This window comes from Planococcus halocryophilus, from assembly GCF_022489025.1.
Classification (GTDB): domain Bacteria; phylum Bacillota; class Bacilli; order Bacillales_A; family Planococcaceae; genus Planococcus; species Planococcus halocryophilus_A.
Genome location: NZ_JAKVTG010000023.1, coordinates 1 through 17,421 on the forward strand (window position 1 = coordinate 1; position 17,421 = coordinate 17,421).

The window sequence follows — 17,421 nt, forward strand, 5'->3', positions numbered from 1 at the left end:
TTTTTGATTCCTAAGGCTTTTTTCTGCTTAGTTGCCAGCAACATTCACGTACTCTTCTAAAGTCTTGTCGCTATTTTTCACTTTGAGAGCCAATTCAGATCCGATATAACGGTAATGCCACGGCTCATACATATAGCCGGTAATTTTTTCTTTACCTTTAGGATACCGAAGAATAAATCCGTACTGGTGAGCGTTCATCGCGAGCCATTTGCCTTCTTTTGTCGTGGCAAACGATTCTTTCAGCCATTGCGATTGATTGCTCCCACCCAAGTCGAATGCTAATCCCGTTTGATGTTCACTATAACCAGGTTTCGCGCTAAAACGATTGGCTTCTGCAGTGCCATGTTGACGGACGTAATTGTTATAGAGTTCTTTTTGACGATTATACGACCGAAATGTACTAAAAGCAGTCAATTGAATTCCTTGCTTTTTCGCCTCAACGACCATAGCATCTACCGCTTTTTGCGCCAGTTTGTTGACACCTGGGTTATAGCTAGATGGCAGACCGTATTTTTTATTGACGATTAACACGCCCGATGCATAAGTTCCTGGTGTCTTTGTAGATGGTGCTGGATAAGCAATTTGGGGACTAGCTGCTTTATCGCTTAAGTAAGCTGAATTGACCCAACCGGTCTTGCTGCCATATTTCACTTTATACCAAGTACCTTCTTTGCTGAGATACTCAACCGTTCCCCCTTTTGGGATAGAGCCAATAAGGGAACTACTCGCACTTGGTTTTGAGCGCATATTTAATTGATCAATCGTTCTATACATTACAGGCGTCTCACTTTTTTTTGCCGCAAGCGGGAATTTTTCAGGAGCTAAAAGACGCGCCACAAACGCTGCAAAATGCTGACGTTGCAAAGATTCATTTGGTTTAAATGCTCCTCCAGGAAAACCATTTGTCACACCCGCTGTTGCTAAACGGCTAATATAAGCATTAGCCCAATAAGAAGAATTAACATCGGTAAAAGCGATATTTTTATCCGTTTTTAATTGATACGCTAATGTTAAAATTTTAGCCATTTCTGCACGCGTTAATTGGCCTTTTGGATCAAAATATTTTACGCCTTCTTTTGTTTCTTTTCCTGCAATAAAACCAAGTTTCACCGCTTTGGCTACTTCATCATATCCCGGTGTATCAGGGGTTAAGTCTGTAAATTCAGGATCCGTACCTACAGTATCTTTATCATCTAATTCACGCAATATCATTCGGACAGCATCTAACCGGGTAATCGCGGTTCCGGGTTTAAAGCTTCCATCAGGAAACCCTTTGATGATGCCTAATCCCGTTAGAAAATCGACTTCTTCTTTAAAGCTAGTCACGTCCTGAAAAGAATTTGCAGCGTGACCGGGCTCCGGCACTAGCGTTAAAGCCAATAACATTGTCGCAAATGCTAATCCAATCTTCTTGTTTAACGACTTTTTCGGCAATCTCATCAATTCCTCTCAGTAACCCCTTTATCGAATCTTGCTTATTGCCATTATAATCTAAAAAAACCTGCACAAGGCAGGTTTTTACGCTTCGTCATCAATAAATTCAGGTTCTACTTTTTCTAGCTTTTCTTCACTCAAAATCGTATACATGTTCACTGTATCTTCTTTTTTCGCGACTTCTTTCAACATATCAACGCGAACCGTAACAACTTTTTGTCCAAAACGGATTTGCAGCTCATCATTTTCTTTAATGACCGAGCTTGCTTTCGCTTTGTTGCCATTTACCGTAATACGCCCTTGGTCCGCTACTTGTTTCGCTAATGTACGACGCTTGATCAAGCGGGATACTTTTAAAAATTTATCGAGTCTCATCTTAGTCTTCCTTTCTTGCCAATAATTTGGCTTGGTTCCAAAATGCATCTAACTGCTCTAGCGAATAATCACTAAAATCACCGGTTCCTTTTTTTACTTGCTGTTCGACATAGTAAAAGCGACTTTGGAATTTACGGTTCGCTTGCATCATCGCTTCTTCAGGCGACAAATCAAAGAATCGGGCAAGGTTCACTAACGTAAACAGCAAATCGCCCAATTCGTCTAATTGGCGAGCTTTGGAACCATTCGCTACTTCTTGTTGGAACTCCTGCAATTCTTCATGGAATTTATCCCAAGCAGATGCCGCGTCCGGCCATGTAAAGCCTACTTTTGCTGCTTTTTTTTGATAATTAAACGATGTGGTTAAAGAAGAACTAAAGCGTTCTTGACCTTCAAGTAAAGAATCCACTGCCGGCTTTTCCTGTGCTTTAATTTCCTGCCAATTGGCGATTACTTGCTCAGAATTTTTAGCGGACACGTCTCCAAAAACGTGAGGGTGGCGACGAATCATTTTCGCACTGATGGCTTCAAGTACATCTTCTATTTGGAAATAGCCATTGTCTTGTCCAATTTGAGCATGCAAGAACACTTGCAACAATACATCGCCCAGTTCATCGACAATTGCTTCATCATCTTCTTCTTGAATTGCTTGAAGTAACTCGTGTGCTTCTTCGATTAAATGCGGACTCAATGACTCATGCGTCTGCTCACGATCCCACGGACAACCTTCAGTGCTTCTTAGCTTCGAAATGATGTTACGGAACGTTTGCCATTCTTTTAGACGCTCGGTTTGTTCTGCTGCTGGTGGTACGTAAACCGTTGTTAAGTTATTCACTTCTGTCGAACGATCTAATTCATGAAGAGGTACGGTACGTAATACTTCGTCTGCTGAGCCCGCTGCTGTAACGATTGTCACCGGGTAGTCGTCTGGGTATTTTTCCATAAGCGTTAACTTGACTTCAGACGCGCTAAAGCTATCGTATACTTGCGCAATTAATAAATGCTGCGTCATGTTTACTTGATCACTGGTCATTTCTGTGCCGTCCATTAATTGAAAGCCTTCAATTGGGTCGATGCGAAGTGCGCCGAACAAAGAATCCAAAAAGCTATGCCCGCCTTCGATCGACAATTGGCAGTGCCCTTGTTTTTCGGCTTCGATCAAATTTTGCACCGTTTGTTCTGCTACTAACGGGTGACCCGGAACTGCGTAAATAACCGAGCTTTTCTCGGATAAGCTGATCAAAGTTCTGGCAATTTCTGCATATACCGGGCTAAAGCTATCGTGCTTTTCGTAAATGTCGTCAAAACTTGTAAACACTACGCCTTCTTCTGCTAACTCTATTAATACCGGATGGTCCTCAGTCCGCACATATAAATTTGTCGCGGCTTTTAGTTTTTTATACACGCCGAGTGGCAATTGATCTAAATCTCCGGCTCCAAGACCGATTATGTGAATCGTATTCATCGCTTTTCACCTTTTTTCTTTGAGTTTATTGCTAATTGTAATTTGGCCAGCTTGCGACCAAATGGAATGATATACCATTCTTTTTCTGTAATGATTCGATTTTTACCGATGATGGCCATAAAGACGAAAGCACCCAGTGGAATGGCTGTCATCGTAGTAAGTGCCGCACTAAAGCGGCTTGATAAACCGTCAAATAAATAGACATCTGCTACAAGTGACCACCCTAACACTACGGCAGACATGGCCATCCCAGCTCCGACAAGCCAGCTATAATAAGAAACAGGTGCAAATTGCAATGGCCACACTTTTTTAAAATACAAGAGTAAACCGAAAACAATTAACGCTAAACCGATATTTCCAGCTACAGCGGCTCCCGCTATTCCCCAAACTGGTACTAGCAGTAAGTTGCAAATGACTTTCACCACTAAGCCTGATATTAACAATACAGCCGGTACCCTTACCTTACCAAGTCCGTGAAGCATCGCTGTCATGATGAGTAATAAAGACATCCAAACAATTTGCCAACTAAAAATGATTAAGGTCCATGACTGTTCGCGCGTTTGAAATAAGGTTTCATTGACATAAGGCATAACGAAAGTGAGTCCAACTGCAGCAGCGAACGCAAACAAAAACGATACTCGAAAAGCTAAACGAGCATACATGTCGGCTGATCGCCCGCTCGTGTTCCGAGAAGTTCGCGCGACTAACGGCACAATCGCCAACGTAAGTGAAGTGGCGATTAAAATACCGAACTGTACCAATGGCTGACCGCGATCGTATACTCCTTTTAGTTCCATCGCTGTCAATCGAGCTAGACCGCTTTCTTCTAACAAACGAAATATGGTAAACGAATCTACCAATTGAAAAAGCACTAAAATTAACGAACTCATACTGACACTTAAACTGATGGCGGTCATTTCTTTAAGCACGGGCCAAGTTTGAGTTGTTGAATGCTGTTTTAAAAAACCAAAATGGCTACGGAAATACAGCAATAACAAGACAACGGCTCCAAGACCACCAATAACAGCACCAAGCATTGCCATTTGACCTGCCACGTACAAAGAAAAACCTCGCGAGATCACAACCCACGTACCAATTAATATCACCGCAACGCGTAAACCTTGTTCGATAACTTGCGCATAGGCAACGGGTGCCATATTATTGCTCGATTGAAAATAGCCTTTTAACATGGCGAGCGGTGCCATTAATAAAACTGCAAATGCCCCTACTTTGAGCAAGCTATCCAGTTTTGCATCCCCCATCCAACCCGCGAGCAGTTCTGCGCCGAAAAACAATAGAACAAATACTGTAATAGAAATAGCGGCTACATAACTAAATGCAATGCGTAAAATGGAACGGTGCGCTGACTGATGGCTACCTGCTAATAATTTGGAGATTGCTACGGCAAAGCCATAAGAAGTCCATATGCCGAAAATGGCGACAAATGGATACACTTGCTGGTAAATATAAAAGCCTTGGTCTCCGACAAGATTTTGAAAAGGCACTCGGTAAATGGCACTGAGCAACTTCACGATAAACCCTGCAATAGTGAGCAAGACCGCACCTTTCATAAATGATTTCATTGTGCCTTCATTGTTCAAAGGACCCACTCATCTCTTTCAGACATTAATGTTATGTTGCTTTTCTATAAATCGCTTCGGGCGCTTTGGGCATGGCTCTCGCAATAAGCCGGGAAAAGCACCCGTCTTATCGTTTCGCCTAACCCTTGTACGCTCCGGCGCTGAGTGATTTCTTTACTACTATTCAGCTAGAAGAGCGGTGCTAATTTATAGAATAACTCCAATAAAATCTACTCTCTCAATTTACAAAACCGCTTTTTCTTCACGTAGCGATTGTGGCAATAATTTCATCATGCCTTCGAGAACATCAAACGGGTGCTGCTTTTTGGTTTTATTTTCATCAATGGTCATAACCAATTGCTGACCCGACATACTAAATCCAACAGCGCGGCCATAAGCGGCAGATTCTTCGACCACTTTCCCACCATTGATGCTGGCGGTGCCTTTTTCACTTAACCGAACAGAAACAATTTTGCCGTTTTGCTTAAGCGACTCTACTCCTACTTCACGCGCCCATACTTTCATACGTGCAATACGCAATAAGCTATCCGTTTCAGTTGGCATATCACCGAAACGATCGATCAATTCATCTTGCAACTCACGCATCTCTTCTTCTGTTTCAATGCCTTTGACGCGTTTGTACATTTGAATTTTTTGGTAACCATCACTAATATAAGCATCCGGAATGTAGGCATCCACATCAAGTGAAATTTCAATTTCCGGTATGACTTCTTTTTTAACACCTGTTTGACGTTCGTCAATTGCTTCTTGCAGCATTTGCGAATACAAATCAAAGCCGACCGAATCAATAAAGCCGTGTTGTTGTGAACCGAGCAAGTTCCCCGCTCCGCGTATTGTTAAATCGCGCATAGCGATTTTAAACCCTGAACCAAGCTCTGTAAATTCTTTAATGGCCATCAACCGCTTTTCCGCCACATCGGTTAACACTTTGTCGCGTTGGTACATAAAGTACGCATATGCGACACGACTCGAACGTCCAACTCGCCCACGCAATTGATATAACTGAGACAAGCCCATACGATCGGCATTGTAGACAATTAATGTATTAACGTTTGGAATATCAATGCCGGTTTCGATGATGGTGGTGGTTACTAAGACATCGTAATCGCCATCTAGGAAACTCAAAATGACCGATTCGAGTTCCGTTTCACTCATTTGTCCGTGCGCATAACCAACTCGTGCTTCCGGTACCAATTGTTGAATTTCTTCTACTTTCCGTGTCATATCATCTACACGGTTATACAAATAAAACACTTGGCCACCGCGTGCCATTTCGCGTTCAATTGCTTCGCGCACGAGCGCACCGTTATGTTCCATTACATAGCTTTGCACAGGAAAGCGGTTGGCTGGTGGCGTTTCGATCACTGACAAATCGCGTACACCAATCATCGACATATGTAGCGTCCGTGGAATTGGTGTTGCGGTAAGCGTTAAAACATCGACATTGGTTTTCATTTGTTTGATTTTTTCTTTATGCGTCACACCAAAACGTTGCTCTTCATCAATGATCAATAAGCCAAGGTCTTTATATTGCATGTCTTTTGATAAAATACGATGCGTTCCTACCACAATATCGACTGACCCATTTTTTAAACCTTTAACAGTTTCCGTTTGTTGTTTTTTTGAACGGAAGCGACTCATCAACCCGACTGTAATCGGATAATCTTTAAATCGTTCACTCATCGTTTCAAAGTGTTGCTGTGCCAAAATCGTTGTCGGTACAAGAAACGCCACTTGTTTGCCGTCGAGTACTGCTTTAAATCCTGCACGAATGGCCACTTCTGTTTTCCCATAACCCACGTCCCCGCATATGAGGCGATCCATCGGTCGTTCATTTTCCATATCACGTTTCACTTCATTGATAGAACGCAATTGATCGACCGTTTCTTCATACGGAAACTCGGCTTCAAATTGGCGTTGCATGTCTTGCTCTTCGGAAAAAGCAAACCCTCTTAATGCTTCGCGTTCTGCATACAGTTTGATCAAGTCATCTGCAATGTCTTGGACTGCGGCCGACACTTTTGTACGTGTTTTCTTCCATTCTGCTCCGCCCATTTTATGCAGTTTTGGTTCTTTTTCTTCAGAGGCAATGTATTTTTGAATCAAATCAATTTTATCGACTGGTACAAATAATTTATCGTCGGCTTTATAAACGATATGCAAATAATCTTTATGAACGCCTCCACTTTCGAGTGTTTCAATACCTACAAAGCGACCAATTCCGTGATGAATATGAACAATATAGTCACCTGGCTTAATCTCCGAATAACTCTTGATGCGCTCAGCATTTGTTAGTTTTTGTGCACGCGTTTTCTTTTTGGGTTGCTGTTTAAATAATTCGGAATCTGTGATGACCGTTAAACGTTGCAACGGCATTTCAAAACCTGTTGATAGTTCCCCATCAACTAGATAAATTTGACCACCTTGAATTTCAGTAGAAGGGGTTGCAATAGCAGCTTCCATATCGTAATCTGCTAGCACAGAACGTACTTTCTCTAGGCGCTCATCTCCCCCTGCCACGATGAAGATTTGCGACTTCCCTAATGTCCAGCGCTCCATTTCTGCTTTTAACAAATGCATTTGCCCATGGAATGATTGCATCGGTTTGCATGAAAAAGCCAATGATTTCTTGATGGATACCATCGGGAATGTCCGAACGAATAAAGATAAAAACGTCACTTTTTGTTGCAACTTCGACATCATTTCACGGAACGTATAAGTCAACGGGATATCGTGAAGAAACTTTCCTTCTTCAAGAAGCGACACGATCCAATCGCCTTCCTCCCGCTCTAAAGTATCCGTCATTTCTTGAATACGACCAAGCTCATCAAAAAAGACGAGTCCATTCCCCGGGAAATAATCACCCAAAAATGCCGATTGCGTCTCAATCAATGAAGCATATTTCGCCAATTGCTCTGGAGTTTCTCCTTGTTTCAATAAGTCAATGTCATGCTGAATATGTTGCAGCATTAAGGCTTTCGTATCGTCAGCTTTTATTTTTTTCAAACTAGAAGCAAGTTGAACTTCTAGTTTTTCTGCTAATTGAATTCGTTGATCGGGTGATAGCACCAATTCACTGGCTGGCAAAATGCAAAGCGATTGTACTTTCTCGAGCGAACGTTGATCTTCCGCTGAAAATAAGCGCAATGAATCCACTTCTGTATCGAATAATTCGATGCGCACTGGATGTTCAAAATTCAGTGGATAAATATCTAAAATGCCTCCACGAAGCGCAAATTCACCGGGCGTAGTTACCATTGGCGTACGCGAGTATCCCATTGCTACCAACTTTAACAGCCATTCGTTTGTATCGAGGTCTTCACCTTCTGCAATGCGTAAATTGGCGTAATCCCATTGCTCTTTTGTTGGCAATAACTTACGCATTCCTGCAACAGGCGTGATATAAATCCCTTTACCAACACTTTTCATATGATCGAGTGTATCGATTCTGTGAGCACGCAATTCGGGACCTGAAAAAGACACTTCTGCTGCGATTAATTCTTCTGCCGGATAAAGATGAACTTGTTGTTCCCCCATGAGTCGAGCCAAATCATCATATACACGTTGCGCATGCAATAAGTTTGGTGTCACAATTAATAAAGGCTCTTCTAGTTCCGACCACATGGTTTGATAAAAAATGGGCCGTGCGCTGCCAGATAAACCAGAAATCAATTGATGATCATTTCCTTGTTTTAAATCTTCTACAAATCGTTGTGTCTGAGTATCCTCCGAAAAAATCTGTAAAATGTGGTTCATCCAACTTCCTCCTCTCAACAAAATACAAAAAACAGAAAAAAGCTCTGAACGCCAAATGCGTCAAAGCGGTTAAATTCCATTAAATTCGTTCATAACTTCTACGTAAGGTTTAGATAGCCATGTTTCACAAGCAGCTGCACTTTTTTTGATCGCCGCGGTCATTTCTGGAATTTCTTCTTTCGAAAATCGCTGCAATACATAATCCGGTACTTTCATACCTGCTGGCGGACGGCTAATTCCAATGCGCAAACGGTTGAATTCCTGATTCCCTAAATGCTGAATTAACGACTTAATGCCATTATGACCACCGGCACTGCCTTTTTGACGCAACCTTAATTGTCCTGTTGGCAAATCCAAATCATCGTAAATGACGATAATGTCTTTCAACTCAATATTATAGTAATCCATTAATGCCCCAACACTTTCACCAGACAAATTCATGTACGTTAATGGCTTTAACAACATCACTTTGTCTTCCGGTCGGTGACTCACGGAGTACATGCCTTTAAATTTAGATTGTGTTAACGGTGCATTCCATTGACTTGCCAAGTAATCAATTACTTTAAAGCCGATATTATGCCGCGTATCTTCATATGTTTTGCCCGGATTGCCCAGACCGATAATCAGTTTCATATCCATCTTCCTTTGCTTTATCGCTGTGTTTTATTTTATCATAATTAGTTTAGAAAAAAAGCATGTGCAGCTTTTCATACAACGTAAAAATAGGGACTGTCTCTCGACAGTCCCTATTTCCCATTTGTATTTATGCGTCTTTGTCTTCTTCTTTAGAATCTTCGCTACCAACCACTTCTGGTTCTGCATTTTCATCAGTTCCCGCATCAAGTTCGTCGATTTCATCTTGTGTACGAGGAGCAGTTGCAGAAACAAGGATAAAGTCGTCTTCGTCAAGGATCTCATAAGAGACCGTTCCACGAATATCGCCAACCGTAATCGTTTCGCCAATCGCTAGTTCCGTGATGTCTACTTCTAGTGCATCTGGAATATCAGATGGTTTTACGCGGATATTTACTTCGCGGTTCGGCTGAGTAATAAAGCCACCTTCTTTTTCACCTGCTGATTCACCAGTTAAGTGAACAGCTGCAGATACTTCTAGCTCATCAGACATATTGATTGCTAAAAAGTCGACGTGTTTAAAGCTACCTTTTAACGCATCCATTTGATAATCGCTCAATACGACGTTCTTAGTCGTACCGTCAATTTCTAATTTGATTACGCCGTTACGTCCAGACTCACGTAAAGTTTTAATCAGATCAATTTCAGTTACAGTAACTGGTGTTGTTTCTGTTTTAAAACCATAAACTACGCCTGGCACACTGCCTTGTGAACGAAGTTCCGTTAATGCAGAATTCTTATTGCTGCTTTCTCTTTTTTGCGCGGTCATTTTTACCATTGATTTCAGCCTCCAGTTATATTAAAGTACATTTTCACGATAAGTACATAATTTATACATACCCGTATCTTATCTTAATGAAACATAGAGCATTGAAAGGTGTTGCAAATGATCAATCAAATAAAGTGCTAACAGATTTTTGTTCGTGAACACGAACAATTGTCTCAGCCAATAAACGAGCTACAGATAACTGCTTGATTTTAGGAGATTTCTTTTCTTCAGGCAATGCAATTGAATTTGTGATGATCAATTCTTTGATAACCGAATCATTAATACGTTGTACAGCCGGACCAGAAAGGACTGGATGTGTACAGCATGCAAAGACTTCTTTCGCACCGCTTTCGATTAATGCACTCGCAGCAATGGAAATTGTTCCTGCTGTATCAATGATGTCATCAATAATAATCGCCGTTTTACCTTCTACGTTACCAACAATGTTCATTACTTCAGCAACGTTTGGTTTTGGACGACGTTTATCAATAATAGCGATTGGTGCTTTCAAACGATCCGCCATCTTACGTGCGCGTGTAACTCCGCCGTGATCTGGTGAAACGATGATGACATTTTCAAGGTCAACGCCACTTTCATTCAGGAAATAATCAGAAAGCAATGGTACAGCTACCAAGTGGTCAATCAAAATATCGAAGAACCCTTGAATTTGAGGAGCATGCAAATCAAGTACGATGACACGAGTTGCTCCTGCAGTTTCCAATAAGTTCGCTACTAACTTCGCTGTAATCGGTTCACGTGAACGGGCTTTACGATCTTGTCGTGCATAACCATAGTAAGGCATTACGACATTGACTGTACGAGCAGAAGCACGTTTAACAGCGTCAATCATAATTAATAGTTCCATCAAGTTTTCGTTAACCGGCTGAGAAGTCGATTGCACGATAAATACATCGTAGCCACGAATACTTTCTTCAATATTAATTTGGATTTCACCATCGCTGAAATGTGTTACTGAACTTTTTCCAAGTGGAATACCTGCATGTTCAGAAATTTCCTCCGCTAGCTCCTGGTTCGAATTTAATGAAAAGATTTTCAATTTCGAGTTTGCATTTTGATAGCCCATTAGGTGTGAACCCTCCTATTTTTTCCTGTTTAATTTACTTGCATAGCCTTCTTTATTTTCCTGGCGCGAACGAGCAATCGCCAATGAATCCTCAGGTACATTTTTGGAAATTGTAGATCCTGCGGCAACATATGATCCTTTGCCTACAGTAACCGGTGCAATCAAATTTGAATTACAGCCGATGAACGTATCATCTTCAATAATGGTTTGGAATTTATTTTTGCCATCATAATTTACAGTGATGGTTCCGCAGCCAATATTAACACCCGTGCCAACAGTTGCATCGCCAATATAACTTAAATGAGAAACTTTGCTATCGTTACCGATTTCGGCTTTTTTCACTTCGACAAAGTTACCGATTTTCACATCGTTACCTAAAGTTGATTGCGGACGAACGTGTGCAAATGGTCCTACAGCTGTATCCGTACCAATGCTGCTGTCGAAAACTTCTGAACTGCGGATTGTTGTACGGTCGCCAATCACACTGTTGACAATCTGGCTGTTTGAAGAAATAACACAGTCTTCGCCAATTTTTGTGTCGCCGGAAATCGTTACGTTCGGATGAATGATGGTATCTGCACCAATTTCAGCTTGTGCACTAATATAAGCAGTTGCCGGGTCAATAATCGATACTCCAGCTCTCATATGTTTTTCAGCAATTCGTTTGCGCATAGTGCTCTCAGCTTGGCTTAAGGCAACTCGGTCATTAACTCCCAGTGTTTCATCAAAGCTGTCTGTTGCATAAGCGGCTACGATTTCACCTTGCTTTTGAAGAATCTCAATAACATCTGGCAAGTAATATTCGCCTTGGACGTTATCATTAGAAACCAATTTTAACGCTTCAAACAATGCTTCGTTGTCAAAGCAATAAGTTCCTGTATTAATTTCTTTTACTTGTTGTTCTTCGGGAGAAGCATCTTTTTGCTCAACGATTTTTTCAACAATGCCGTTACTGTTGCGAAGAATTCGCCCATAACCTGTTGGGTTGTCGGCAATTGCTGTTAAAATTGTTGCTTTTGCTCCTGTCTCAGAATGCTGGTCAAGCAAGGCTTGCATCGTTTCAGGACGGATTAATGGTGTATCGCCACAAACAACTAACGTTGTCCCCGCCAAACCTTCAATCAACGAGGCTGTTTGCTGTACCGCATGAGCCGTTCCAAGCTGCTCTGCTTGTAACGCGTACTCACTTTTCTCTCCTAGCTGCTGTTGAACTTTCTCAGCACCGTGGCCAACAACTGTAACGATTTTTTCAACACCGAGTTGTTCGACATTGCTTGTTACATGTTCCACCATTGGCATGCCACAAACCGGATGAAGTACCTTGTACAATTTTGATTTCATGCGCGTTCCTTGGCCGGCTGCTAAAATTACTGCATATGTATTTGCCATCTGTTATCCCTCCACTCCTAATTTGATCAGAACCCTTTTATCAGTTCTACTCATAGATTTATTCTATCAATTGATTAGGCCCGTGTTAACCTGGCTATGTCAACTTAAAAATTCGCTTTTCCTTATTGACTATAGCGGAAAAACCTTGGTTTTTCAAGGTTCCAAGGCATGACAATCCCATGACAAAAAAGGCAAATAAAAAAAGAGCCTATTTTAACAATAGAAGGCTCCTCGTTTCAGCTCCATTAAACGCCGGCATTTTCTAAGACCGATTCGCTTTCACTTTGCTCATATGCAGTTAAGACAGCTTCTTGTAGCTTCGTGCGTGCGCTAGAATTAATCGGATGGGCAATATCTCGAAATTCTCCATCTGGTGTTCTTTTGCTCGGCATTGCTACAAATAAGCCGTCGTTTCCATCAATAACCCGAATATCATGAATCACAAATTCGTCATCCAGCGTGATGGAGGCGATTGCTCTCATTCGACCATCGGTTTGTACACGGCGTAGTCTCACATCTGTTACTTCCATTCTCTAGTTCTCCCTCCTCTCAGCTGCTGTTTTAAACCCTAATTATGGTTATTCGCTATAAAGGACTATTCTCCTTCATAAATAACAAAACTTATTAGAAAATTTACTCAATAAAGAAAATAAGAGTAATAATAGAAGAAAAAAGCAGGCCAACTCATAAAATGATGAGTTAGCCTGCTTTTTAACTTAGTTTAACTAATTTTACTCGTTCACTTTTGCAATAATTTCAATTTCTACTTTTACATCTTTTGGCAACCGTGCCACTTCTACTGTCGAACGCGCTGGTTTATGGTCCCCAAAATAACTAGCGTAAATCTCGTTTAAAGCAGCAAAATCGTTCATATCTTTAATAAAAACTGTGGTTTTAATAACATCGTTTAGAGATGAGCCTGCTTCTGCAAGCACCGCTTTTAAGTTTGAAAATACTTGATGTGTTTGGTCGGCAATAGATCCGTCAACCAATTCACCGGTTGCTGTTAATGGAATCTGACCCGAGCTATACAAAAGCCCTCCTGATACTACACCTTGTGAATATGGTCCGATTGCAGCTGCCGCTTTATCTGTCGCTACGTAATTCATTTAAATTCCCCCGTTTTCAAAGTAATTTCCTTCTTCTAAAGCGATGGTCCGTTCTTTTTCACTGACTTCGTGTAATTTGACGAGAGACAAATACTTCTCGACAAGACGTTCATCTGAATGCTCGGCTTCAACAAGTACAGCAACACCCGCTAATGTGCATTCAAACTCTTCAAGTAAGTTTTTCATGCCATTCATCGTTCCACCGACCTTCATAAAGTCATCTGTAATCAGAACGCGCTGTCCGCTCTTCATGCTACGTTTTGACAACACCATTGTCTGGATCCGTCTAGATGATCCCGACACATAGTTGATACTGACAGTAGAGCCTTCAGTGACTTTGCTATCACGACGAACAATAACGACCGGTACATTCAGATGACGTGCAATAGCATGAGCAATCGGAATGCCTTTTGTCGCTACCGTCATGATGACATCAATTTTCTCTTTGGCAAATGCTGTCGCAAATACTTTCCCAACCCGGTTCATCATTTCTGGATTGCCAAGCACATCGGTCATATACAAATAGCCACCTGGCAATAGTCGATCCGAATGGCTTAACTCTTCCATTAAGTCTGCTATTACGGTTTTAATTTCATCAGCTTGAAGCTTTGGAACATATTTAACGCCACCAGCTGCTCCGGGCACTGTCATTAATAAACCGATTCCTTTTTCTTCAAACGTTTCTTTCACAATCCCTAAATCTTCACTAATAGATGACTTAGCTGATTGATACAGCTCCGAAAAATAAGTCAGTGGAATCAATTTATGTGGATGTTCTAACAAAAAATGTGTCATATCAACAAGCCGTTCACTGCGCTTCCACTTCAAAACTACCCTCTCCTAAACACGAATGATTTATAGAAAACTTACCATAAATGTCCGTATTTAAGCAAGAGGCTCTCGTTCACCAATCAACCGTACTGCGTAAACTTCCGAACAAAAGCCACGCAAGCCATTATATATACGCGGAATACGCGCTTCTTGGTAGACCAATCCGAAAACGGTCGGTCCACTACCGCTCATTAATACCGCGTCCGCACCAAATTTCTTCATCTGATCTTTAATATGCGCTACTTCAGGATACAAATTTAACGTAACGCTTTCGAGTGCATTGCCAAGGTTGGCGCACATCGCATCATAATCGCCATCCTCAAGTGCTTGAATCATTTCTTGTGTATTTGGATGCTGAGCTGTTGCTACATCGAATGCGCCGTAAACATCGGCTGTAGAGACGCCAATGGTGGGTTTTGCTAAGATGACCCAACAATTTGGTGGTGTCGGCAATTGCTGAATGATTTCTCCACGCCCTTTTGCAAGAGCTGTGCCCCCATAAACACAAAAAGAAACATCCGAACCGATTTTGGCACCTAACTCAGCTAGTTCATCAAGTGACAAGTTTAATTGCCAAAGTTTATTTAATCCTTTTAATGTAGCAGCAGCATCGCTACTCCCACCGGCTAAACCTGCGGCAACCGGAATTTTTTTATCCAGCGAAATGATAACGCCTGTTTTAATGTTAAAAGTGTCTTTAATCAATTGTGCTGCCTGATAAGCAAGGTTGCGGGAATCATTTGGCACGAAGCGATCTGCAGACTGAATATGTATGCCTTTTGCTGTCCCCATCAATCCTATGCGATCCGACAAATCTACTGTGGTCATAATCATTTCAATTTCATGATAGTTATCTGGACGTTTATGCAAAACATCTAATGTTAAATTAATCTTGGCAGGCGCTTTCACGTAGAGCATCCCACTGCCTCCTTTTATATTCTGATGAAGACTATTTTAACATACCCCGCGCTAATGGAAAGCAAAGTAGCGACAGAAACAAAAAAACTCGCATTCCGCTTAGATCAGCAGGAGCAAGTTTTGGAGTATCTTATAAATGTAGTTCGATTATTTCACAACAAGTGCGTCTTCGGTTCCTTCGTACACAGTAATTTCTACTGCTTCAGTTAAGATGTCTGCGTAGCTGTAAGACACGCGTTCAAATGCATGCTCTTCTTGATCTAACTCAATCACGAACACGGAGTGATATGTTTCGCGCAGGATTCCGGCACGTTCGACCGTTTTCTTGCGACCTCCGTTTGCCTTCAAAAGCAATCGTTTTCCTACGTGTAGGTCTAACGACTTTTTAATATCCGCCAAAGTTTTGGGCATTTTGTCTACACCTCACTATGGATAAAATTCTACCATAATTTGATGGAATAGTCAAGCAAATTTATAATTTTATCAGCGACACTTAGTTGTTGTCAATATTTATTTATTCGAAATTTCTTTAACTCGAAACAAGTTGTGCCGATTTTGTAACAGAATGCCGGTATTACTGAAAATAAGCGTATAACTTATCCGATAATAAACCAAATTCTTTAATGGTTAAAGTTTCACCACGTCTTGTCGGATCAATTTCTGCTTCTTCTAACGCTTTTAAGATGAATTCTTTTTTCTCTTTTCCCGAAGGCATTGCAACTTGAAGGTTGTTTAATATAGTTTTTCTTCGTTGGACAAACGAGCCCCTCGTCACGCTAAAGAAAAAGTCTTCATCAATTACTTCCACTTCCGGCACTTCTCGTTTCGTCATGCGAATAACCGCAGAATCCACGTTTGGCTGAGGTAAGAACACAGACTTTGGAACAGTTAAGGCCATTTCAGCTTGTGTATAGTACTGGATAGCGATTGATAGCGATCCATAAGCTTTTGTTCCAGGTTTTGCTGTAATGCGCTCAGCTACCTCTTTTTGCAACATAACGACCATGCCACGAATTGGTAGCTTTTCTAGTAACAACTTTAAAATAATCGGAGTCGTCACGTAGTAAGGTAAGTTGGCCACAACAACGATATCGTCATAGTCTGCTAATTCGCGATCAATCGCCTCTTGTACATTCGTTTTTAAAATATCAGCATGGACAATGGAAATATTATCGTATGGTGACAAAGTGTCGGCTAATACTGGCAATAAACGCTGATCGATTTCGAAAGCTAACACTTTTCCAGCTTCTCTTGCCAAATGCTCTGTTAACGCACCGATACCAGGACCAATTTCGATTGCTGCTGATTTTTTTGTTAAGTTTGCTTGTCCGACAATTTTGCGCAAAATATTAGGGTCGATTAAAAAGTTTTGCCCTAAGCTTTTCTTTACTTTCAAATTGTATTTCGTCATGATTTGTTGGGTGCGGATGGGTGTTGCAATATCTTTAGTCATTAATTTTCCTCCTGAGTTAACGCTTGTACCGCTTTGATAAACTGGTCTTTGGAAATACCAAACATGTGAAGTCGCTTCTGAAGTTGTTTGCCATTTGTGTAACCGATTTGCAACTCGTTACCTATGGCAATACGACGTTGTTTCGCTTGTGGGTGAGCGACAAGGCCAGCATCGATTAAATCTTCCATTGTAATCTCGATTACGCGGTCTTGTTTTAGCGGTGTGTAAACTGCTTCTAACGCTTCACGAATGTCTTCATCACGAGCATGTTCAATTCCTAAGCCTTTACCGTTTTTAGCGATTGTTTTTTCTTTCGCCAAAAATGCATGTTTTGCCTGTGGCACATGTTCTTCAATAATAGCACGGATGCGGCGTCCAGGATAATCCGGATCAGTAAAAACAATGACTCCTCGTTTTTCCTGGGCATGAGCGATTCGTGCGAGTGTCTCTGCTGTAATAGCTGAACCATTTGTTTCAATAGTATCCGCATTGACTGCGCGTTTAATGGCCACGGTATCGTCTTTTCCTTCAACTACGATAATTTCAGTTATCTTCATTTATCAAATTCCTCTTTTCAAACTTCTTGTTTATTCTACATGTTTGC

Annotated in this window: 16 protein-coding genes; all 16 read right to left on the bottom strand. The window is 41.3% G+C overall.

All coding sequences use genetic code 11. The features are described 5' to 3' along the window. Positions 1 to 27: 27 nt before the first annotated feature. Positions 28 to 1,440 (bottom strand): D-alanyl-D-alanine carboxypeptidase family protein, encoded by a 1,413-nt coding sequence (locus tag MLE13_RS16935; protein WP_240750969.1) that lies wholly within the window; start codon positions 1,438 to 1,440, stop codon positions 28 to 30. Positions 1,441 to 1,518: 78 nt separating this feature from the next. Continuing rightward, positions 1,519 to 1,809 carry an RNA-binding S4 domain-containing protein gene (locus tag MLE13_RS16940; protein WP_038705308.1) on the bottom strand — a complete coding sequence of 97 codons (291 nt, stop codon included), beginning with the start codon at positions 1,807 to 1,809 and terminating at the stop codon, positions 1,519 to 1,521. 1 nt (position 1,810) lies between these two features. After that, on the bottom strand, positions 1,811 to 3,274 hold the full coding sequence (gene mazG, locus MLE13_RS16945; RefSeq protein ID WP_240750970.1) for a nucleoside triphosphate pyrophosphohydrolase: 1,464 nt from the start codon (positions 3,272 to 3,274) through the stop codon (positions 1,811 to 1,813). Next, complete coding sequence (locus MLE13_RS16950; protein ID WP_240750971.1) at positions 3,271 to 4,875, bottom strand: putative polysaccharide biosynthesis protein; 1,605 nt, start codon at positions 4,873 to 4,875, stop codon at positions 3,271 to 3,273. The genes mazG and MLE13_RS16950 overlap by 4 nt, the downstream gene beginning before the upstream one ends. Positions 4,876 to 5,097: 222 nt before the next feature. Next, positions 5,098 to 8,631 carry a transcription-repair coupling factor gene (mfd, locus tag MLE13_RS16955; protein ID WP_240750972.1) on the bottom strand — a complete coding sequence of 1,178 codons (3,534 nt, stop codon included), beginning with the start codon at positions 8,629 to 8,631 and terminating at the stop codon, positions 5,098 to 5,100. Positions 8,632 to 8,700: 69 nt separating this feature from the next. Beyond that, the gene (gene pth, locus MLE13_RS16960) at positions 8,701 to 9,264 is read right to left on the bottom strand and encodes an aminoacyl-tRNA hydrolase (protein WP_240750973.1); all 564 of its coding nucleotides are present in this window, start codon (positions 9,262 to 9,264) and stop codon (positions 8,701 to 8,703) included. 130 nt (positions 9,265 to 9,394) lie between these two features. Continuing rightward, positions 9,395 to 10,042: a 50S ribosomal protein L25/general stress protein Ctc gene (locus tag MLE13_RS16965; protein ID WP_240750974.1), complete on the bottom strand. Its 648-nt coding sequence runs from the start codon at positions 10,040 to 10,042 to the stop codon at positions 9,395 to 9,397. A gap of 112 nt (positions 10,043 to 10,154) precedes the next feature. Then, positions 10,155 to 11,117 carry a ribose-phosphate diphosphokinase gene (locus tag MLE13_RS16970; RefSeq protein ID WP_008433114.1) on the bottom strand — a complete coding sequence of 321 codons (963 nt, stop codon included), beginning with the start codon at positions 11,115 to 11,117 and terminating at the stop codon, positions 10,155 to 10,157. A 15-nt stretch (positions 11,118 to 11,132) separates the two neighbouring features. Continuing rightward, positions 11,133 to 12,506, bottom strand: coding sequence for a bifunctional UDP-N-acetylglucosamine diphosphorylase/glucosamine-1-phosphate N-acetyltransferase GlmU (gene glmU, locus MLE13_RS16975; RefSeq protein WP_240750975.1), 1,374 nt, complete (start codon positions 12,504 to 12,506; stop codon positions 11,133 to 11,135). A 245-nt stretch (positions 12,507 to 12,751) separates the two neighbouring features. Beyond that, entirely contained in the window at positions 12,752 to 13,036 is a 285-nt protein-coding gene (spoVG, locus tag MLE13_RS16980; RefSeq protein WP_008498573.1) for a septation regulator SpoVG, read from the bottom strand. Positions 13,037 to 13,237: 201 nt separating this feature from the next. After that, complete coding sequence (locus tag MLE13_RS16985) at positions 13,238 to 13,615, bottom strand: RidA family protein (RefSeq protein WP_240750976.1); 378 nt, start codon at positions 13,613 to 13,615, stop codon at positions 13,238 to 13,240. Next, positions 13,616 to 14,443, bottom strand: coding sequence for a pur operon repressor (purR, locus tag MLE13_RS16990; RefSeq protein ID WP_240750977.1), 828 nt, complete (start codon positions 14,441 to 14,443; stop codon positions 13,616 to 13,618). Positions 14,444 to 14,500: 57 nt separating this feature from the next. Beyond that, the gene (gene ispE / locus MLE13_RS16995; protein WP_240750978.1) at positions 14,501 to 15,364 is read right to left on the bottom strand and encodes a 4-(cytidine 5'-diphospho)-2-C-methyl-D-erythritol kinase; all 864 of its coding nucleotides are present in this window, start codon (positions 15,362 to 15,364) and stop codon (positions 14,501 to 14,503) included. Between the two features lie 147 nt (positions 15,365 to 15,511). Next, positions 15,512 to 15,775, bottom strand: a complete 264-nt coding sequence (gene veg / locus MLE13_RS17000; protein WP_240750979.1) for a biofilm formation stimulator Veg — start codon at positions 15,773 to 15,775, stop codon at positions 15,512 to 15,514. Positions 15,776 to 15,938: 163 nt separating this feature from the next. Beyond that, on the bottom strand, positions 15,939 to 16,817 hold the full coding sequence (rsmA, locus tag MLE13_RS17005) for a 16S rRNA (adenine(1518)-N(6)/adenine(1519)-N(6))-dimethyltransferase RsmA (protein WP_240750980.1): 879 nt from the start codon (positions 16,815 to 16,817) through the stop codon (positions 15,939 to 15,941). Then, on the bottom strand, positions 16,817 to 17,374 hold the full coding sequence (gene rnmV, locus MLE13_RS17010) for a ribonuclease M5 (protein ID WP_240750981.1): 558 nt from the start codon (positions 17,372 to 17,374) through the stop codon (positions 16,817 to 16,819). Before rnmV ends, rsmA begins: the two co-directional genes overlap by 1 nt. Positions 17,375 to 17,421 lie beyond the last annotated feature (47 nt).